The following is a 13,959-nucleotide window of genomic DNA, read 5'->3' as shown; positions in this document are numbered from 1 at the left end:
GGTGACCGGCGGGGTCAGAAGACCAGGACTCCCCGGGCCACCCGGCCGTGGTGGGCGTCGTCGGCGGCCTTGGCGAAGTCCTCAACCGGGTAGGTCTCGGTGATGAGTTCGTCCAGGAGAAGGCGGCCCTGCCGGTAGAGGTCCGCGTACAGGGCGATGTCCCGCTGCGGGCGGGAGGAGCCGTAGCGGCAGCCGAGGATCGACTTGTCCAGGTACATCGAGGAGACGGTGAACGACGCCTCGGCGGTCGCCGCCGGTACGCCGAGCAGGACGGCCTGGCCGTGCCGGTCCAGCAGGTCGATCGCCTGGCGGATCAGCTCGGTGCGGCCGACGCACTCGAAGGCGTGGTCGGCGCCCTCGGGGAGGATCTCCCGTACGCCGTCGGCGCTCGTCAGGAAGTGCGTGGCGCCGAACCGGCGGGCCACCGCCTCCTTCGCCGGGTTGCTGTCGACGGCGACGACGGTGAGCGCGCCCGCCAGCCGGGCCCCCTGGAGCACGTTGAGGCCGATGCCGCCGGTGCCGATGACCACGACGGTGTCGCCCCGGTCGACCTTCGCCCGGTTCAGTACGGCCCCGACGCCGGTGAGGACCCCACAGCCGATCAGGGCGGCGGAGGTGAGGGGCAGGTCGGCGGGGATCTTCACGGCCTGGACGGCGCGGACCAACGTACGTTCCGCGAAGGCCGAGTTGGAGGCGAACTGGAAGAGCTCCCTGCCGCCTCGCGAGAACGGCCTCCCCGGGCGGCCGATCGCCCGCCGGCACATGGTGGGCCGGCCCCGGTCGCACTGGGCGCAGGTCCCGCAGTTGGCGAGGGTCGAGAGCGCGACGTGATCACCGGGCCGTACGTGGCCGACGCCGGGGCCGACCGCCTCCACGACGCCCGCCCCCTCGTGGCCGAGCACGACGGGGACCGGGAAGGGGATCGTGCCGTCGATCACCGACAGGTCGCTGTGGCAGAGACCGGCGGCGGCCACCGCCACCAGCACCTCGCCGGGGCCGGGGTCGCGTATCTCCAGGTCGTCGACGACCTCGGTCCGTGTGCCGTCGAAGACGACGCCTCTCATCTCGGCTCCCTCGGTAGGCCGAGCACCCGCTCGGCGATGATGTTCCGCTGGATCTCGTCGGAGCCGCCGTAGATGGTGTCGGCCCGGGTGAAGAGGAACAGGTGCTGGGTGGGGGTGAGTTCGTACGGGTGGGTCGGTGACCAGGGGTGGGGGCCGACCGCCCCCGACTCGCCCGCCACCGCCAACGCCAGCTCGCCGAGCCGCTGGTGCCAGCCGCCCCAGAGCAGCTTGGCCACGCTGGGCGCGCCCGGGCCACCGGTGGCGCCGAGAGTGCGGAGGGCGTGGCGGCGCATGGTGACGAGTTCGGCCCACTGGCGTACGAGGCGGGCTCTGATGACCGGGTCCTCAGCGGCCCCGCTCGCCCGGGCGGCGGCGATCACCCGGTCCAGCTCCTGCGCGAAGCCGATCTGTTGGGCGAGGGTGGAGACACCGCGCTCCAGGGCGAGCAGGCCCATGGCGACCTGCCAGCCGTTGCCCTCCCCGCCGACCACCTCGGCGGCCCGGGCCCCGTCGAAGAAGACCTCGTTGAACTCGCTGGTCCCCGTCAGCTGGCGGATCGGCCGCACCTCGATCCTGCCCGGCTGGTCCATCTCCACCAGGAGGAAGGAGAGGCCGTGGTGGCGGGTGGAGCCGGGTTCGGTGCGGGCGAGCACGAAGCACCAGTCGGCGTCCTGGGCGAGGGAGGTCCAGATCTTCTGGCCGGTGACGGTGTGGCCGCCGGTGGTGTCCGGGGTGGCGGTGGTCCGGATGCCGGCGAGGTCGGACCCGGCGTCCGGCTCGCTGTACCCCTGGCACCAGAAGGTCTCGCCCCGGGCGATGGGGGGCAGGTGGCGCTGGCGCTGCTCCTCGGTGCCGTAGGCGATGAGGGTGGGCGCGAGGAGGTTCTCGCCGATGTGGCCGAGACGGGGTGGGGCGGTGGAGCGGGCGTACTCCTCGGCCCAGATGACTTGTCGGGTGAGGGGGGCGGGGTGGTTGCCGTAAGTTCGGCCGTCCTTGCCGGGTGGCCAGCCGATGCCGATCCATCCCGCCTGACCGAGTGCGCGTTCCCACGCGTGGGGGGTGGGGGCGTCGGTGAGGTGGGTGTTCAGCCAGGTGCGGGCGTGGGTGCGGAAGGTGTGGTCGTCCTCGGTGAACCCGAAGTCCATGCGTGCCTCCTAGATCAACCCCGTCCGGCGGTGGAGGGCCGGGGTCCAGCTCCCGCCCCGTCCTCAATCGCCGGACGGGCCGGAGGGCGCGTTCGGGCGGGAGCCGGACCGGGCCGCCGAGGCCATCTCCTCCACCCGCGCCAGCATCGGCATCGGGTCCACCCCCACCGTCCCCGGCAGGAAGTCCGCGATGCGTTCCGGGGTCCACGAGGACTCCCCGTAGGCCGCGCGCAGCTCCCTCGGCTGGGCCCAGACCGCGATCTTGGGGCCGGCGATCGTGTACACCTGGCCGGTGATCCGCTCCGCCCGCGCCCGCTCGCTCAGCAGGTAGACCACCAGCGCCGCCACGTCCTCCGGCTCGCCGATCTCGGAGAGCTCCATCGGCACCCCGGCCGACATCCGGGTCCGGGCCACCGGTGCCACCGCGTTGGCCGTCACCCCGTACCGGTGCAGGCCCAGCGCCGCGCTGCGGACCAGCGAGATGATCCCGCCTTTCGCCGCGCTGTAGTTGGCCTGGGAGATGCTCCCCTGATGGTTGCCGCTGGTGAAGCCGATCAGCGTGCCCCCGCCCTCCTGCTTCCGCATCACCGCCGAGGCGGCCCGGAAGACCGTGAAGGTGCCCTTCAGGTGCGTCGCGAGGACCGGGTCCCACTCCTCCTCGGACATGTTGAACAGCATCCGCTCCCGCAGGATCCCGGCCACGCACACGACCCCGTCGAGTCGGCCGTACTCCGCGAGCGCCGTGTCCACGATCCGCCGCCCGCCCGCCATCGTGGAGATGTCGTCGGCCACCGCGACCGCCGAGCCGCCCGCCGCCCCGATCTCCTCGACCACGGCCCGGGCGATCTCGCTGGTGGGCTCGGCCCCCTCCACCGAGACGCCGTAGTCGTTGACGACGACCCGCGCCCCCTCCGCCGCCGCGGCGAGCGCGACCGCCCGTCCGATGCCCCGGCCGGCACCCGTGACGGCGACCACCTTGCCTGCCAAGAAGTTCCCCATGCCCGGCCCCTTCCCGCGGTTTCTGACGGTCCGTTAGATTTTACGGGCAGTCGGACACCCCGGCACAAGACCCAGGAGGCCCCCATGTCCCTGCCGGCCGAGTTCCACGAACTCGCCAAGCGCGTGAACAACTGGGGGCGCTGGGGCGAGGCCGACGAGCGCGGGACGCTCAACCTGATCACCGACGCCGTCGTACGGGAGGCCGTCACCGCCGTCCGGAGCGGTCGGCGCGTACCGCTCGCGCTGCAGCTCCGGCACGGCGGCGTACAGAGCGGGTTGATCCCGGGGCGGATCGACCCGCTGCACACGATGGTCCAGATCAACCAGGAGATGTTCGGCCCGGGGACCGTCGCCACCAGCGACGACACCGTCACCATGGGGCTCCAGGCTGCCACCCACTGGGACGCCCTGACCCATGCGTCGCACAGTGGGCGGATCTACAACGGCCGCCCCGCGGACACCATCACGGCGCACACCGGCGCGCAGTTCTCGTCGATCGCCACCGTGGAGCACGTGGTGTCACGGGGGGTGCTTCTCGATGTCGCGCGCGCCCTGGGTGTGGACCGGCTGGACGGCGCGCACGCCGTCACGCCGGAGGACCTGGAGGCCGCCGAGGAGTTCGGAGGCGTTCGCGTACGGGCCGGGGACGTCGTCCTCGTACGGACAGGGCAGGTGCAGGTCGTCCTGGCCGGGGACCGGCACGCGTACGGCTACCCGTCGCCCGGGCTGTCCGTGCGCACGCCCGAGTGGTTCCACGCCCGGGACGTGGCGGCGGTCGCCAACGACACCCTGACCTTCGAGATCTTCCCGCCGGAGATCGAGGACCTGTGGCTGCCCGTGCACGCGCTCCACCTCGTCGAGATGGGCATGCTCCAGGGCCAGAACTGGGAGCTGGAGGCGCTCTCCACGGCCTGCGCGGAGGAGCGGCGGTACGCCTTTCTCCTCACCGCCGCGCCGGAGCCGTTCACCGGGGCCACCGGATCTCCGGTCGCCCCGGTCGCGGTGCTGTGACCCCGCGAGCCCTGATCACCCGGGGGCGGACGCTCAGACCAGGCCGGTCGCGTTGGTGAAGACGCGGGAGGGCGGCTCGCACACCTCGCCGCCCTGCACGACGACCTTCGGCGGCGCCTCCCGGCCCGCCACCGGAGCGCTCCGGTCCACCTCGCACCAGATCTGCTTCCCGGCGCCCTCCGGCTGCCAGCCCCAGCGGTCCGCGAGGCCGTCCACCAGCTCCAGGCCGCGCCCGTTGGTGTCCTCGCCCTCCGCGTGGCGCTGGAGCGGCGGGCGGTCGCTGGCGTCGGCGACCTCCACCCGCACGGTCCCGGCCCCGCCGGCACCGCCGCCCCCGCCGAACAGCATCCGCAGCACGGCGGGGCAGCCCGTGTGGACGACCGCGTTGGTGACCAGCTCCGAGATCAGCAGGATGAGCGTCTCCGCGAGCGGCTCGTCATCCCCTATCCCGGAACCGACCAGACGCGACCGCGCCCATCTACGGGCCCGCCCCACCTCTGCGGGATCCGGACCGACCTCCAGCTGAACCTGAAGCACCTGCACCGCTCACACCATCCGAACCGGCGGACACATCGCCTCGCGCCTCCTCAGGGTCACGGAACGTGATTCCCTTACGCGACAGCATGGTTGACGTACAGTCACCGCAACAAGCGCTTCGGGCATATTCCAGCGCGAAGGAGTACGCGTGGTGCATACTGTGCGACGCACGCTGCGGGGAGTCGAACAGGAGCGCGCAGAGACCGCGAGAATCGCTTCCCGGGCAGGCCCGGCACAGCTCCGGCAAGAGCCCTCGCCCCGGACCGGAGCCGCCGCACAGGCCGCCCCCGGATCGCCCGGTTCCAGAACCACTCGCATCCCACGGAGCGTACCCGAGCCCGGCGCCGACTCCACCCGGTGACGAATCACGCAAAGGACACAACCCGGTATCGACGCCGACCAACTGCACTGAGTCACCCTGCGCCCTCTGCTTCACCGGCCCGTCCTCCACCTGCTGCTGAACCGCTGTACAGCGGCTGTACGGGGCCCAGATCGGCGGCCAGAAGCTCCTCCGCCTCCGCCGCCGTGAGCCAGCGGGCGGCCCTGAGCCAGGCCCGTTTCAGGTGGAGGTGAACATCTGCCTCCCAGGTGAAACCCATACCGCCGTGGATCTGGAGGCAGTCCCGTGCGTTACGTACGGCCGCCTCGTCGGCGAGCAGCTTGGCCGCCGCGATCTCCACCGGGTCGCCGGTCAGCGCGGCCGCGTACAGCGCACTGCGGGCCGGTTCGGTGCGGGTGAGCATGTCGGCGCAGAGATGTTTGACCGCCTGGAACGAACCGATGAGCGAACCGAACTGTTCGCGCGCACCGGCGTGTTGAACGGCCATTTCGGTGGTGCGCGCGGCGCTCCCGAGCTGTTCGGCAGCAGTGAGAAGCGCGCCTGCGTGGCGAAGTGCGCCGGGGTACGCCTCACCGGGGCCCGCACCCGCCGGGTGCTCCTCCACGCGGTGCAGCGGCGCGAACGCCCCCTCCGCGCGCCGGCGCGCCTCCACTCGGTGCAACGGCGTGAGCGGATCCATCGACCGTACGGGCCGAGCCCCCGCCACCAACGCCTTCAGCTCCTCCCCCGCGACCACCCCGGCACCCCCCGCCACCAGCACCGCGTCCGCGCCCACCAGGTCCGCCACCGGCCGGTCGCCGCCCTCCGCGGCCGTCACCACCGCCTCCCCCTCCGCGGCCCCCTTCACCAGCCCCGCCGCCAGGTGTGTGGCCACCAGGGGCCCGGGCAGCAGTGCCCGGCCCGCCTCCTCGAAGAGCAGCACCGCCTCCGGCAGGCCGAGCCCGACCCCGCCCGCCTCCTCCGGCAGCCGCAGCGCGAAGAGGCCCGCCGCCCCCAGCTCCCGCCACAGCCCCCGGTCCACCCCGCCACCCCGCTCCACCGCCGCCCGCAGCCGGTCCCGGTCGAACACCGCGCCGAGCAGGTCGCGCATGCCGGATCGCAGGGCCCGCTGGTCGTCCGAGAGCTGGAGGTCCATGGCGGGTCAGCGCCCTTTCGGGAGGCCGAGGATGCGCTCGGCGACGATGTTCCGCTGGATCTGCGAGGTGCCGGCGGCGATCGTGTACGAGAGGGAGGAGAGCCGGTCCAGGGCCCATTCCCGGTCCAGGTCGAAGGCGCCACCCGCCCCCAGGGCCTCCGCCGCCGCCTCGTACAGCTCCTGGCGGAGTCCGGAGTACCGCAGCTTGAAGACCGAGCCGCCGATGCCGGGCACCCCGCCCGTACGCTCCGACTCCCCCACGTTCCCCTGGGTCAGCCGCCACAGGGCCCGGAACTCGGCGTTCAGGCGGCCGAGCCTCCGCCGCAGCACCGCGTCGTCCCACCGGCCGTTGCGGCGGGCCTCGGCGGCCACGGCCGCCAGGGTGCGGCGGCAGGCGACGACCTCGCCGACGAAGGCCGTACCGCGCTCGAAGGAGAGGGTGACCATGGTGACCCGCCAGCCGTCGTTCTCGGCCCCGACCCGGTTCCGTACCGGCACCCGGACCTCGTCGAGGAACACCTCGGCGAACTCGGTGGACCCGGCCAGCGTCCGCAGCGGCCGGACCGTGATCCCGGGCGCGTCCATCGGCATCGCCAGCCAGCTGATCCCCCGGTGCTTCGGCGCCCCCGGGTCCGTCCGCACCAGCAGTTCGCACCAGTCGGCCACCTCCGCGTGCGAGGTCCAGATCTTCTGGCCGCTCACCACGTAGTCGTCCCCGTCGCGCACCGCCCGCGTCCGCAGCGCGGCCAGGTCCGATCCCGCCTCCGGCTCGCTGAACCCCTGGCACCAGATCTCGTCCCCGCGCAGCACCGGCGGCAGCCAGCGGGCCCGCTGCTCGGCCGTGCCCTCGGCCGCGATGGTCGGGCCCGCGTGCAGCAGCCCGACGAAGTTCGCCCCGACATAGGGCGCCCCGGCCTTCTCCGTCTCCTCCAGGAAGATCAGGTGCTGCGTCGGGGTGGCGCCCCGCCCGCCCGCGTCCACCGGCCAGTGCAGGCCCGCGTACCCGGCGTCGTACAGCATCCGCTGCCAGGACGTGTCGTGGGCCCGGCGCGCGGGCCAGTCGTCGGGCGAGGGCTTCGGGGGCAGGCCGGGGAGGACCGCGGCCAGCCACTCCCGCAGCCGGCCCCGGAACTCCTCCTCGGCCTCCGTGTACACGAGATCCACGGGCCCGCCGCCTACTTGTCCAGGTCCAGGCCGAGCATCCGGATCGCGTTCCCGCGCATCAGTTTGTGGACCGTCTCCTCGTCCAGGCCCTTGACGTGGTCGAGGGCGACCTCCTTGGTGTGCGGGAAGGTCGAGTCCACGTGCGGGTAGTCCGTCTCGAAGGTGGCGTTGTCGCGGCCGACGACGTCCAGCGAGGCGATGCCGTGCTTGTCCCGGAAGAAGCAGCAGAACATCTGCCGGTAGTAGTACGTGGACGGCGGCTCGGGGATCAGATCGCGCACCCCGCCCCACGCCCGGTGCTCCTCCCACACGTCGTCGGCGCGCTCCAGGGCATACGGGATCCAGCCCATCTGCCCTTCGCTGTACGCCAGTTTGAGCTTCGGGAACTTCACCAGCACCCCGCTGAAGAGGAAGTCCATCATCGAGGCCATCGCGTTGTTGAAGGAGAGCGAGGCCTGCACGGCGGGGGGCGCGTCCGGGGAGGCGGCGGGCATCTGGGAGCTGGAGCCGATGTGCATGTTGACGACCGTGCCGGTCTCCTGGCAGACCGCGAAGAACGGGTCCCAGTGACCGGTGTGGATGGACGGGAGCCCGAGGTGGGTGGGGATCTCGGAGAAGGTGACCGCGCGGACCCCCCGCGCCGCGTTCCGCCTGATCTCGGCGACGGCCAGGCCGATGTCCCAGAGCGGGATGATGCAGAGCGGGATGAGGCGTCCGCCGCTGTCGCCGCACCACTCCTCGACCATCCAGTCGTTGTAGGCGCGTACGCAGGCGAGAGCGACCTCCTTGTCGTGGGCCTCGGCGAAGGTCTGGCCGCAGAAACGCGGGAAGGTCGGGAAGCAGAGCGAGGCCTCGACATGGTTGAGATCCATGTCCTTGAGGCGCTCGGCCGGGTCCCAGCAGCCGGGCCGCATCTCGGCCCGCGTGATCCCCTCCAGCGTCATGTCGTCGCGGTCGAAGCCGACGGCGGCGATGTTCCGCTTGTACGGGAACTTCAGGTCCTCGTAGATCCACCAGTCGGTCGGCGGCCCCTCCGGGTCCATCGTGATGACGTACTTCCCGCCCGTGTACGCCAGCTCGCCGATGCCCGCCGTCAGCGGCTGCGGGCCGCGCTCGCGGTACTTCGCGGGGAGCCAGGTGGAGAAGAGGTGCGCGGGCTCGATGACATGGTCGTCGACGCTGACGATCCGAGGCAGTTCCGTGTCCGTCATGGTGGGTCGTCCCCTCCGGCGCACCTGCCGACTACCCGCCCCCAGGTGCTTTCTGATGGTCCGTCAGATGCAGTTGCGGCACTCAGGCTAGCTCCGCACCCCTGGACCGACAAGGCGCGGAGCCCTACGCTCTGCGCAATATCTGACTGGCCGTCAGTTCGGAGGGATCCCTGTGACCGCCGTGAACGACGTGACCGAGACCGCCCATGCGCTGGGTGCCTCCCGCACCTTCTGGGAGCTGATCGAAGCCCGCGCCGCCCTCACCCCCGACCGCCCGGTCCTGCGCCAGGGCGACCGGGTCCTGACCTTCGGGGAGCTGCGGGACCGGGCCGAACGGGTCGCCGCCGGGCTGTACGGGATGGGTGTGCGGGCGGGCAGCGTGGTGGCCTGGCAGCTGCCGACCCGGCTGGAGAGCGCCCTGCTCTCCTTCGCCCTGACCCGGCTCGGGGCCGTACAGACACCGGTCATCCCGTTCTACCGGGACCGTGAAGTGCGGTTCGCCCTGAGGGAGTCGGGGGCCGCGTTCTTCGCCGTGCCGGGCGTGTGGCGCGGCTTCGACCACACCGCGATGGCCGAGCGGCTCGCGGCCGGGCTCGCCGACCCGCCGCGCGTCTTCCAGGCGTACGAGGACCACGACCTCCCCGACGGCGACCCGGCCGTCCTGCCGCCTCCGCCCGGCCCGGAGACCGGTGAGGAGGTGCGGTGGATCTACTGGACCTCCGGCACCACCTCCGACCCCAAGGGCGTGCTGCACACCGACCGCTCCCTGATCGCGGGCGGCTCCTGCCTCGCGCACGCGCTGCGGCTCTCGGCGGACGACGTGGGGTCGATGGCGTTCCCGTACGCGCATGTCGCCGGGCCCGACTACACGGTGATGCTGCTGCTGTACGGGTTCCCGGCGGTGATGTTCGAGCAGTTCGCGCTGCCGGAGGCCCTGGACGGGTACCGCAGGCACGGGGTGACCGTGGCGGGCGGGTCGACGGCGTTCTACGCGATGTTCCTGGCCGAGCAGCGCAAGGAGCCGGGCCGCCCGCTGATCCCCTCCCTGCGGCTGCTCGCGGGCGGCGGGGCGCCGAAGCCGCCGGAGGTGTACCACGCGGTGGTGCGGGAGATGGGGGTCCAGCTCACCCATGGGTACGGGATGACCGAGGTCCCGATGATCACCATGGGGGCGCCGGACGACACCCCGGAGAACCTGGCCCTGACCGAGGGGCGGCCGCCGGAGGGGATGGAGATCCGGATCACCGACGAGCACGGCAAGCCGCTCCCGTACGGCGTGGAGGGCGAGGTACGGCTGCGCGGGGAGGCGGTCTGCCGGGGGTATCTGGACACCGGGGCCACGGCCGCCGCCTTCGACGGGGACGGGTTCCTGATCACCGGGGATCTGGGCCGGCTCCAGGAGAGCGGGCACCTCACGCTCACCGGACGGCTCAAGGACATCATCATCCGCAAGGGCGAGAACATCTCCGCCAAGGAGATCGAGGACCTGCTGCACACCCACCCGGGCGTGGCGGACGTGGCGGTGATCGGGCTCCCGGACGCCGAGCGCGGTGAACGGGTCTGCGCGGTGGTGGAGCGGGCCCCCGGCGTGCCGGCGCCGACCCTGGCCGAGCTCTCCGCCCAGCTGCGGGGCGCCGGGCTCTCGGTCCACAAGGTGCCGGAGCAACTGGAGGTGCTGGACGCCCTTCCGCGCAACGAGACGCTGCGCAAGGTGCTCAAGTACCGGCTGCGGGAGCGGTTCGGCGGGAGCGCCTGAGCGGGGCTCCGGTGGGGCTGCCCGGGCAGGGCTCCGGCGGGGGCGCCTGAAGGAGGGGTTACGGAGGTGGCTGACCCAGCTCCGTAACCCTGTCGGCGGCTACTTGTCGTCCGGCTCGATCACCGTGAAGTACACGGCGAGCGCGGCCACCACATCGTTCTCGGCGATCAGCCCGTCCCGGTCGGTGTCCAGGCTCTGGGCCGCGATGCCCGCGATCTCGGCGCTGGCCCCGAGCACCTTGAGCGCCCGCTCCACGGAGGCCACCGAGGCCCGGCCGCCGCCGTTCTCGCTGTCGGCCACCGCGATCGCCGCTCGCAGGAAGGGGCGGGCGATCTCCGCGAACCGCTCGGGATTGTCCCGGAGCCGCTTCACCGCCCCGCCGACGAACTCCTCGCGGGTGACGCGCTGGTCCCCGTCCACATCGGCGATCCCCGCCATGCCCTGCCAGAAGGCCTCGGCCCCGGTGTAGAGGGCCTGGCCCTTGTCGCAGCGGGCCGTCGTACCGAACTCGGTGAGCAGACGGGCGGCTGCGGCGTTGAAATCGGCGCGATCGATGGTGCCGTTGCCGTCCTGGTCGAAGGCGGCGAAGCGGTGCGCGATCTTTCGCTCGTACTCTGCGCTGTCCATGCGGGGAGCGTACGTCGCCCGGAGCCTCCACGTGTCACCGAGCGACGCCTCCTGTGTGACAACCTCGCTTCAGCACCGAACGCTTTCGGCCGGTCACGCTGACGTCACCTGCTCGCCACCAGGGCGCTCAGGCCGTCAGCGGCTCGGACGTCTCGTCGATCGCCGACGCCGTGTCCGGGTAGACGTCGAAGAGCCTGCGCACGCCCAGCGCCCCCAGCACCTTGTTGACATGGGAGCCGTCCTCGGCGCCCCGGGCGGGGAGGATCAGCCGCAGCCGGCCGCCGCAGGACTTCATCAGGCGGCGGGAGGCGATCAGCACACCCACCCCGCTGGAGTCGCAGAAGAAGACGTCGGAGAGGTCCAGCACCACATCGTGCTGCCCCTCCGCCACCGCGTCGTGTACGGACTGACGCACGACGGGTGAGCTCACGAGGTCGAGTTCACCGTGTATGCGCAGCACGGTCCAGTCGCCCTGCTCGGTCTCGTCCACCTTCAGCGTCACGCGACTGGACCTCTCGTTCCGGGGCTCCCGGCAATCCGGAAGTTTCCGTTCCTCCTCGCGGCTGCCCAACCGCACATCCATGAAACACCGTGCCGGCCTCCGGGGCCCAGGGGGTTTCCGGTGGAAATGATCACTTCGGCCGGTTTCCCCTGCTCAGGGAAGCCGGGCCGGTGAGAACGGCCGAAATCGATTGGTGGGATTCCGGGAGTCCTTACATCGGACAGTTGCGGCAAAGGCAGGTGCGGGGCCCGCGCGGACGACTACATTCGGACAGCAAGGGCAGAGGCCGGATCACGAGGCATCGCAGAACATCACGGAGCTGGGCGACAGCGCCGGGGGCTGGGGGTTTCATGGCGAAGGACGCACCGCCCCGCTGGGACCGCAGGATGCAGCAGAGGCTGGCCCGCGGTGAGGCGGCGGCGCTCGGTGAGCTGTACGACCGGTTCGCCTCGCTCGTCCACAGCCAGGCGCACCGGATGCTGGACGACGAGGACGCCGCCGACCTGGTCACCCGCGAGGTCTTCGCCCAGGTCTGGGAGAACCCCGAGGCGTACGACCCGAAGCAGGGCTCCATGCGCTCCTGGGTCGCCAAGCTCACCCACCGCCACTCCGTGCAGCGGCTGCGGCGGACGGCCGCCGCCGCATACGCCCAGGAGCACGGCGAGGATGCCGTGCCGGACCCGGAGGAGCTGGAGCGGCGGGTGCGCAGCGCCACGGCGGCGGCCCGGGCCGACTACATCGTCTCCTCGATGCCCGTCTCCCTGCGGCAGGCGCTGGAGCTGGCGTACATCCAGCGCCGGGACTACCGGCAGGCCGCGGCCGACCTCGGGGTCACCGAGGACGAGGCCCGCCGCCGGCTCCGGCTGGGGCTCCAACTGCTCTCCACCGCCAACATCCGGCCGCTCGAAGGGTCCTCCCCACCCGGTTACGGACGCGTCCGGTGAGCGGCGACGGGCGCGAGGGCGACCGCCGCGACGACGAGGTGCGGGGCGCACGGCGCATACCGGGCCCGCGCGGTGCGGTGGACGACCTCGACCTGGAGGCGATGGCGCGCCCTGTGCTGCCGCCGCCGGGATCCCCCGCACCGGACGGAGCCGTACCGGGACAGGGGGCTACGGAGGCGGACGGGGGCACCGAGGCTGTGCCCGACGCCGTGACTGAGGGCGCCGCGCCCGGCGCCGGGCCCGGGAGCGTCGAGGCCGGGACCGAGGACGCCGTGACCGGGCGTGAGGACGAGGCCGGGCCCGGGGACGCCGTGGCCGAACCCGATGAGCCCGACGAGCCCGATGAACCTGCCGGCCCCGTGCCGTCCCTCCCCGTGACCGCCGCCTCCGCCCCGGTCCTCTCCCATCAGGTCCTCAAGGCCCTCCTCGGTGCCTGGGCGCTCTCCGCCTGCTCGGCCGAGGAGACCGCTGCCGTCGAGGAGCACCTCACCGAGTGCGCGCCCTGTGCGGACGAGGCGTTGCGGTTGCGGGACGCGGTGGGGCTGCTGCACACCGACGGCTCGCTGGACCTCGATCCGACGCTGCGGACCAGGGTGCTGGACGGCTGTCTGGGGCGCCGCCCGGCCCGCATCCCGATCCCGGAGTGGGCCACGGCGTACGACGCCGAGACCGCCCGGCTGGACGCACTGCTCCGCGACATCGGCGACTCCGAGTGGCACGCACCGGTGCGGCTCCAGTGGTTCGAGGAGGAGCGCGCGGTCACCCGCCGGACCACGGTCGCCGGGGTGATCGGCCACCTGATGGCCGTCGACGGGCTGGTCTCCGCCGCGCTCGGCCTGGAGGACCCGCTCGGCGCGGACGGGGTGACCGGCGGGGCCGAGGTGCCGCTCTCGCCGACCCGGCGCACCGAGACGTTCTGGGCGGCCACGTACCCGCCCGCCACCCGGGCGGTCCGCGAGCCCTGGCGCGACCTCACCCACGAGCTGATCCGTACGGCGTCGCTGGCCGCGCCGAACGTGGCCGAGCGCTCCGTCTCGTACGGCGATTTCGCCCTGCCGCTCCAGGACGCGCTGCTGGACCGGGCCTTCGAGTGCTGGGTGCACGGCACGGACATCGCGGAGGCGGTGGACTACCCGTACGGACCGCCGTCCGCCGCCCATCTGCACCGGATGATCGACCTGGCCGCCCGGATGCTCCCGGCCGCCCTCGCGGGGCGCCGCCGCGCCGGGCTCGCCGGACCGGCCAGGGACCTGGTGGCGCCCGGTGAGCCGGGCCGCTCGCTCCATCTGGAGGTCGAGGGGCACGGCGGCGGTGACTGGTACATCGCCCTCGACTCACCGGCCGCCGTCGGCTCGCCCGACCGCGCGGTGGCGCAGGTGGCCCTGGACGGGGTGGAGTTCTGCCAGCTGGTCGCGGGCCACATCTCGCCGGTGGAAGCGGCGGCGGGCCAGGAGGGCGACCGCGAGGCCATCCGCGACGTCCTGTTCGCGTCGGCCTCGCTCAGCAGGCTGTAGGCCGCGCGCG

The 13,959-nt window shown here is 72.7% G+C and carries 13 protein-coding genes; 4 read left to right on the top strand and 9 right to left on the bottom strand.

Annotated features, from left to right (window positions below):
• Nucleotides 1-14: 14 nt before the first annotated feature.
• From D6270_RS19835 to D6270_RS19825, 3 genes are all read right to left on the bottom strand, one after another.
• On the bottom strand, nt 15-1,064 hold the full coding sequence (locus D6270_RS19835; RefSeq protein WP_109164221.1) for a Zn-dependent alcohol dehydrogenase: 1,050 nt from the start codon (nt 1,062-1,064) through the stop codon (nt 15-17).
• Complete coding sequence (locus tag D6270_RS19830; protein ID WP_109164222.1) at nt 1,061-2,209, bottom strand: acyl-CoA dehydrogenase family protein; 1,149 nt, start codon at nt 2,207-2,209, stop codon at nt 1,061-1,063. Before D6270_RS19830 ends, D6270_RS19835 begins: the two co-directional genes overlap by 4 nt.
• Nucleotides 2,210-2,272: 63 nt before the next feature.
• On the bottom strand, nt 2,273-3,208 hold the full coding sequence (locus D6270_RS19825) for an SDR family oxidoreductase (protein ID WP_109164223.1): 936 nt from the start codon (nt 3,206-3,208) through the stop codon (nt 2,273-2,275).
• 84 nt (nt 3,209-3,292) lie between these two features.
• Here D6270_RS19825 and D6270_RS19820 point away from each other — a divergent pair, with 84 nt between their 5' ends.
• Nucleotides 3,293-4,219, top strand: coding sequence for a cyclase family protein (locus tag D6270_RS19820; RefSeq protein WP_109164224.1), 927 nt, complete (start codon nt 3,293-3,295; stop codon nt 4,217-4,219).
• Nucleotides 4,220-4,252: 33 nt separating this feature from the next.
• On the opposite strand, the gene D6270_RS19815 is transcribed toward D6270_RS19820, so the two are convergent.
• The 4 genes from D6270_RS19815 to D6270_RS19795 all read right to left on the bottom strand — a co-directional run bounded on the left by D6270_RS19815 (nt 4,253) and on the right by D6270_RS19795 (nt 8,606).
• Nucleotides 4,253-4,762, bottom strand: a complete 510-nt coding sequence (locus D6270_RS19815; RefSeq protein ID WP_109164225.1) for an ATP-binding protein — start codon at nt 4,760-4,762, stop codon at nt 4,253-4,255.
• A gap of 407 nt (nt 4,763-5,169) precedes the next feature.
• The gene (locus D6270_RS19805; RefSeq protein WP_109164227.1) at nt 5,170-6,231 is read right to left on the bottom strand and encodes an acyl-CoA dehydrogenase family protein; all 1,062 of its coding nucleotides are present in this window, start codon (nt 6,229-6,231) and stop codon (nt 5,170-5,172) included.
• 6 nt (nt 6,232-6,237) lie between these two features.
• On the bottom strand, nt 6,238-7,395 hold the full coding sequence (locus D6270_RS19800; RefSeq protein WP_109164228.1) for an acyl-CoA dehydrogenase: 1,158 nt from the start codon (nt 7,393-7,395) through the stop codon (nt 6,238-6,240).
• An 11-nt stretch (nt 7,396-7,406) separates the two neighbouring features.
• On the bottom strand, nt 7,407-8,606 hold the full coding sequence (locus tag D6270_RS19795) for an amidohydrolase family protein (protein ID WP_109164229.1): 1,200 nt from the start codon (nt 8,604-8,606) through the stop codon (nt 7,407-7,409).
• Nucleotides 8,607-8,778: 172 nt separating this feature from the next.
• Here D6270_RS19795 and D6270_RS19790 point away from each other — a divergent pair, with 172 nt between their 5' ends.
• Nucleotides 8,779-10,362, top strand: a complete 1,584-nt coding sequence (locus tag D6270_RS19790; protein WP_109164230.1) for a class I adenylate-forming enzyme family protein — start codon at nt 8,779-8,781, stop codon at nt 10,360-10,362.
• A gap of 99 nt (nt 10,363-10,461) precedes the next feature.
• Here the strand turns inward: D6270_RS19790 and D6270_RS19785 are convergent, their stop codons facing one another.
• Nucleotides 10,462-10,989: an EF-hand domain-containing protein gene (locus tag D6270_RS19785; RefSeq protein ID WP_109164231.1), complete on the bottom strand. Its 528-nt coding sequence runs from the start codon at nt 10,987-10,989 to the stop codon at nt 10,462-10,464.
• Nucleotides 10,990-11,116: 127 nt separating this feature from the next.
• A complete protein-coding gene (locus tag D6270_RS19780) occupies nt 11,117-11,491 on the bottom strand; it encodes an STAS domain-containing protein (protein ID WP_109164232.1) in 375 nt (124 codons plus the stop codon).
• Nucleotides 11,492-11,841: 350 nt separating this feature from the next.
• Here D6270_RS19780 and D6270_RS19775 point away from each other — a divergent pair, with 350 nt between their 5' ends.
• A complete protein-coding gene (locus tag D6270_RS19775) occupies nt 11,842-12,435 on the top strand; it encodes a sigma-70 family RNA polymerase sigma factor (RefSeq protein WP_109164233.1) in 594 nt (197 codons plus the stop codon).
• On the top strand, nt 12,432-13,949 hold the full coding sequence (locus D6270_RS19770) for a zf-HC2 domain-containing protein (RefSeq protein ID WP_109164234.1): 1,518 nt from the start codon (nt 12,432-12,434) through the stop codon (nt 13,947-13,949). Before D6270_RS19775 ends, D6270_RS19770 begins: the two co-directional genes overlap by 4 nt.
• The last annotated feature ends 10 nt before the right edge of the window (nt 13,950-13,959 follow it).

The organism is Streptomyces griseus subsp. griseus, assembly GCF_003610995.1.
Lineage (GTDB): Bacteria > Actinomycetota > Actinomycetes > Streptomycetales > Streptomycetaceae > Streptomyces.
Note: the sequence above shows the minus strand (reverse complement) of the source record. Positions and strands in the feature narration are given on the sequence as shown.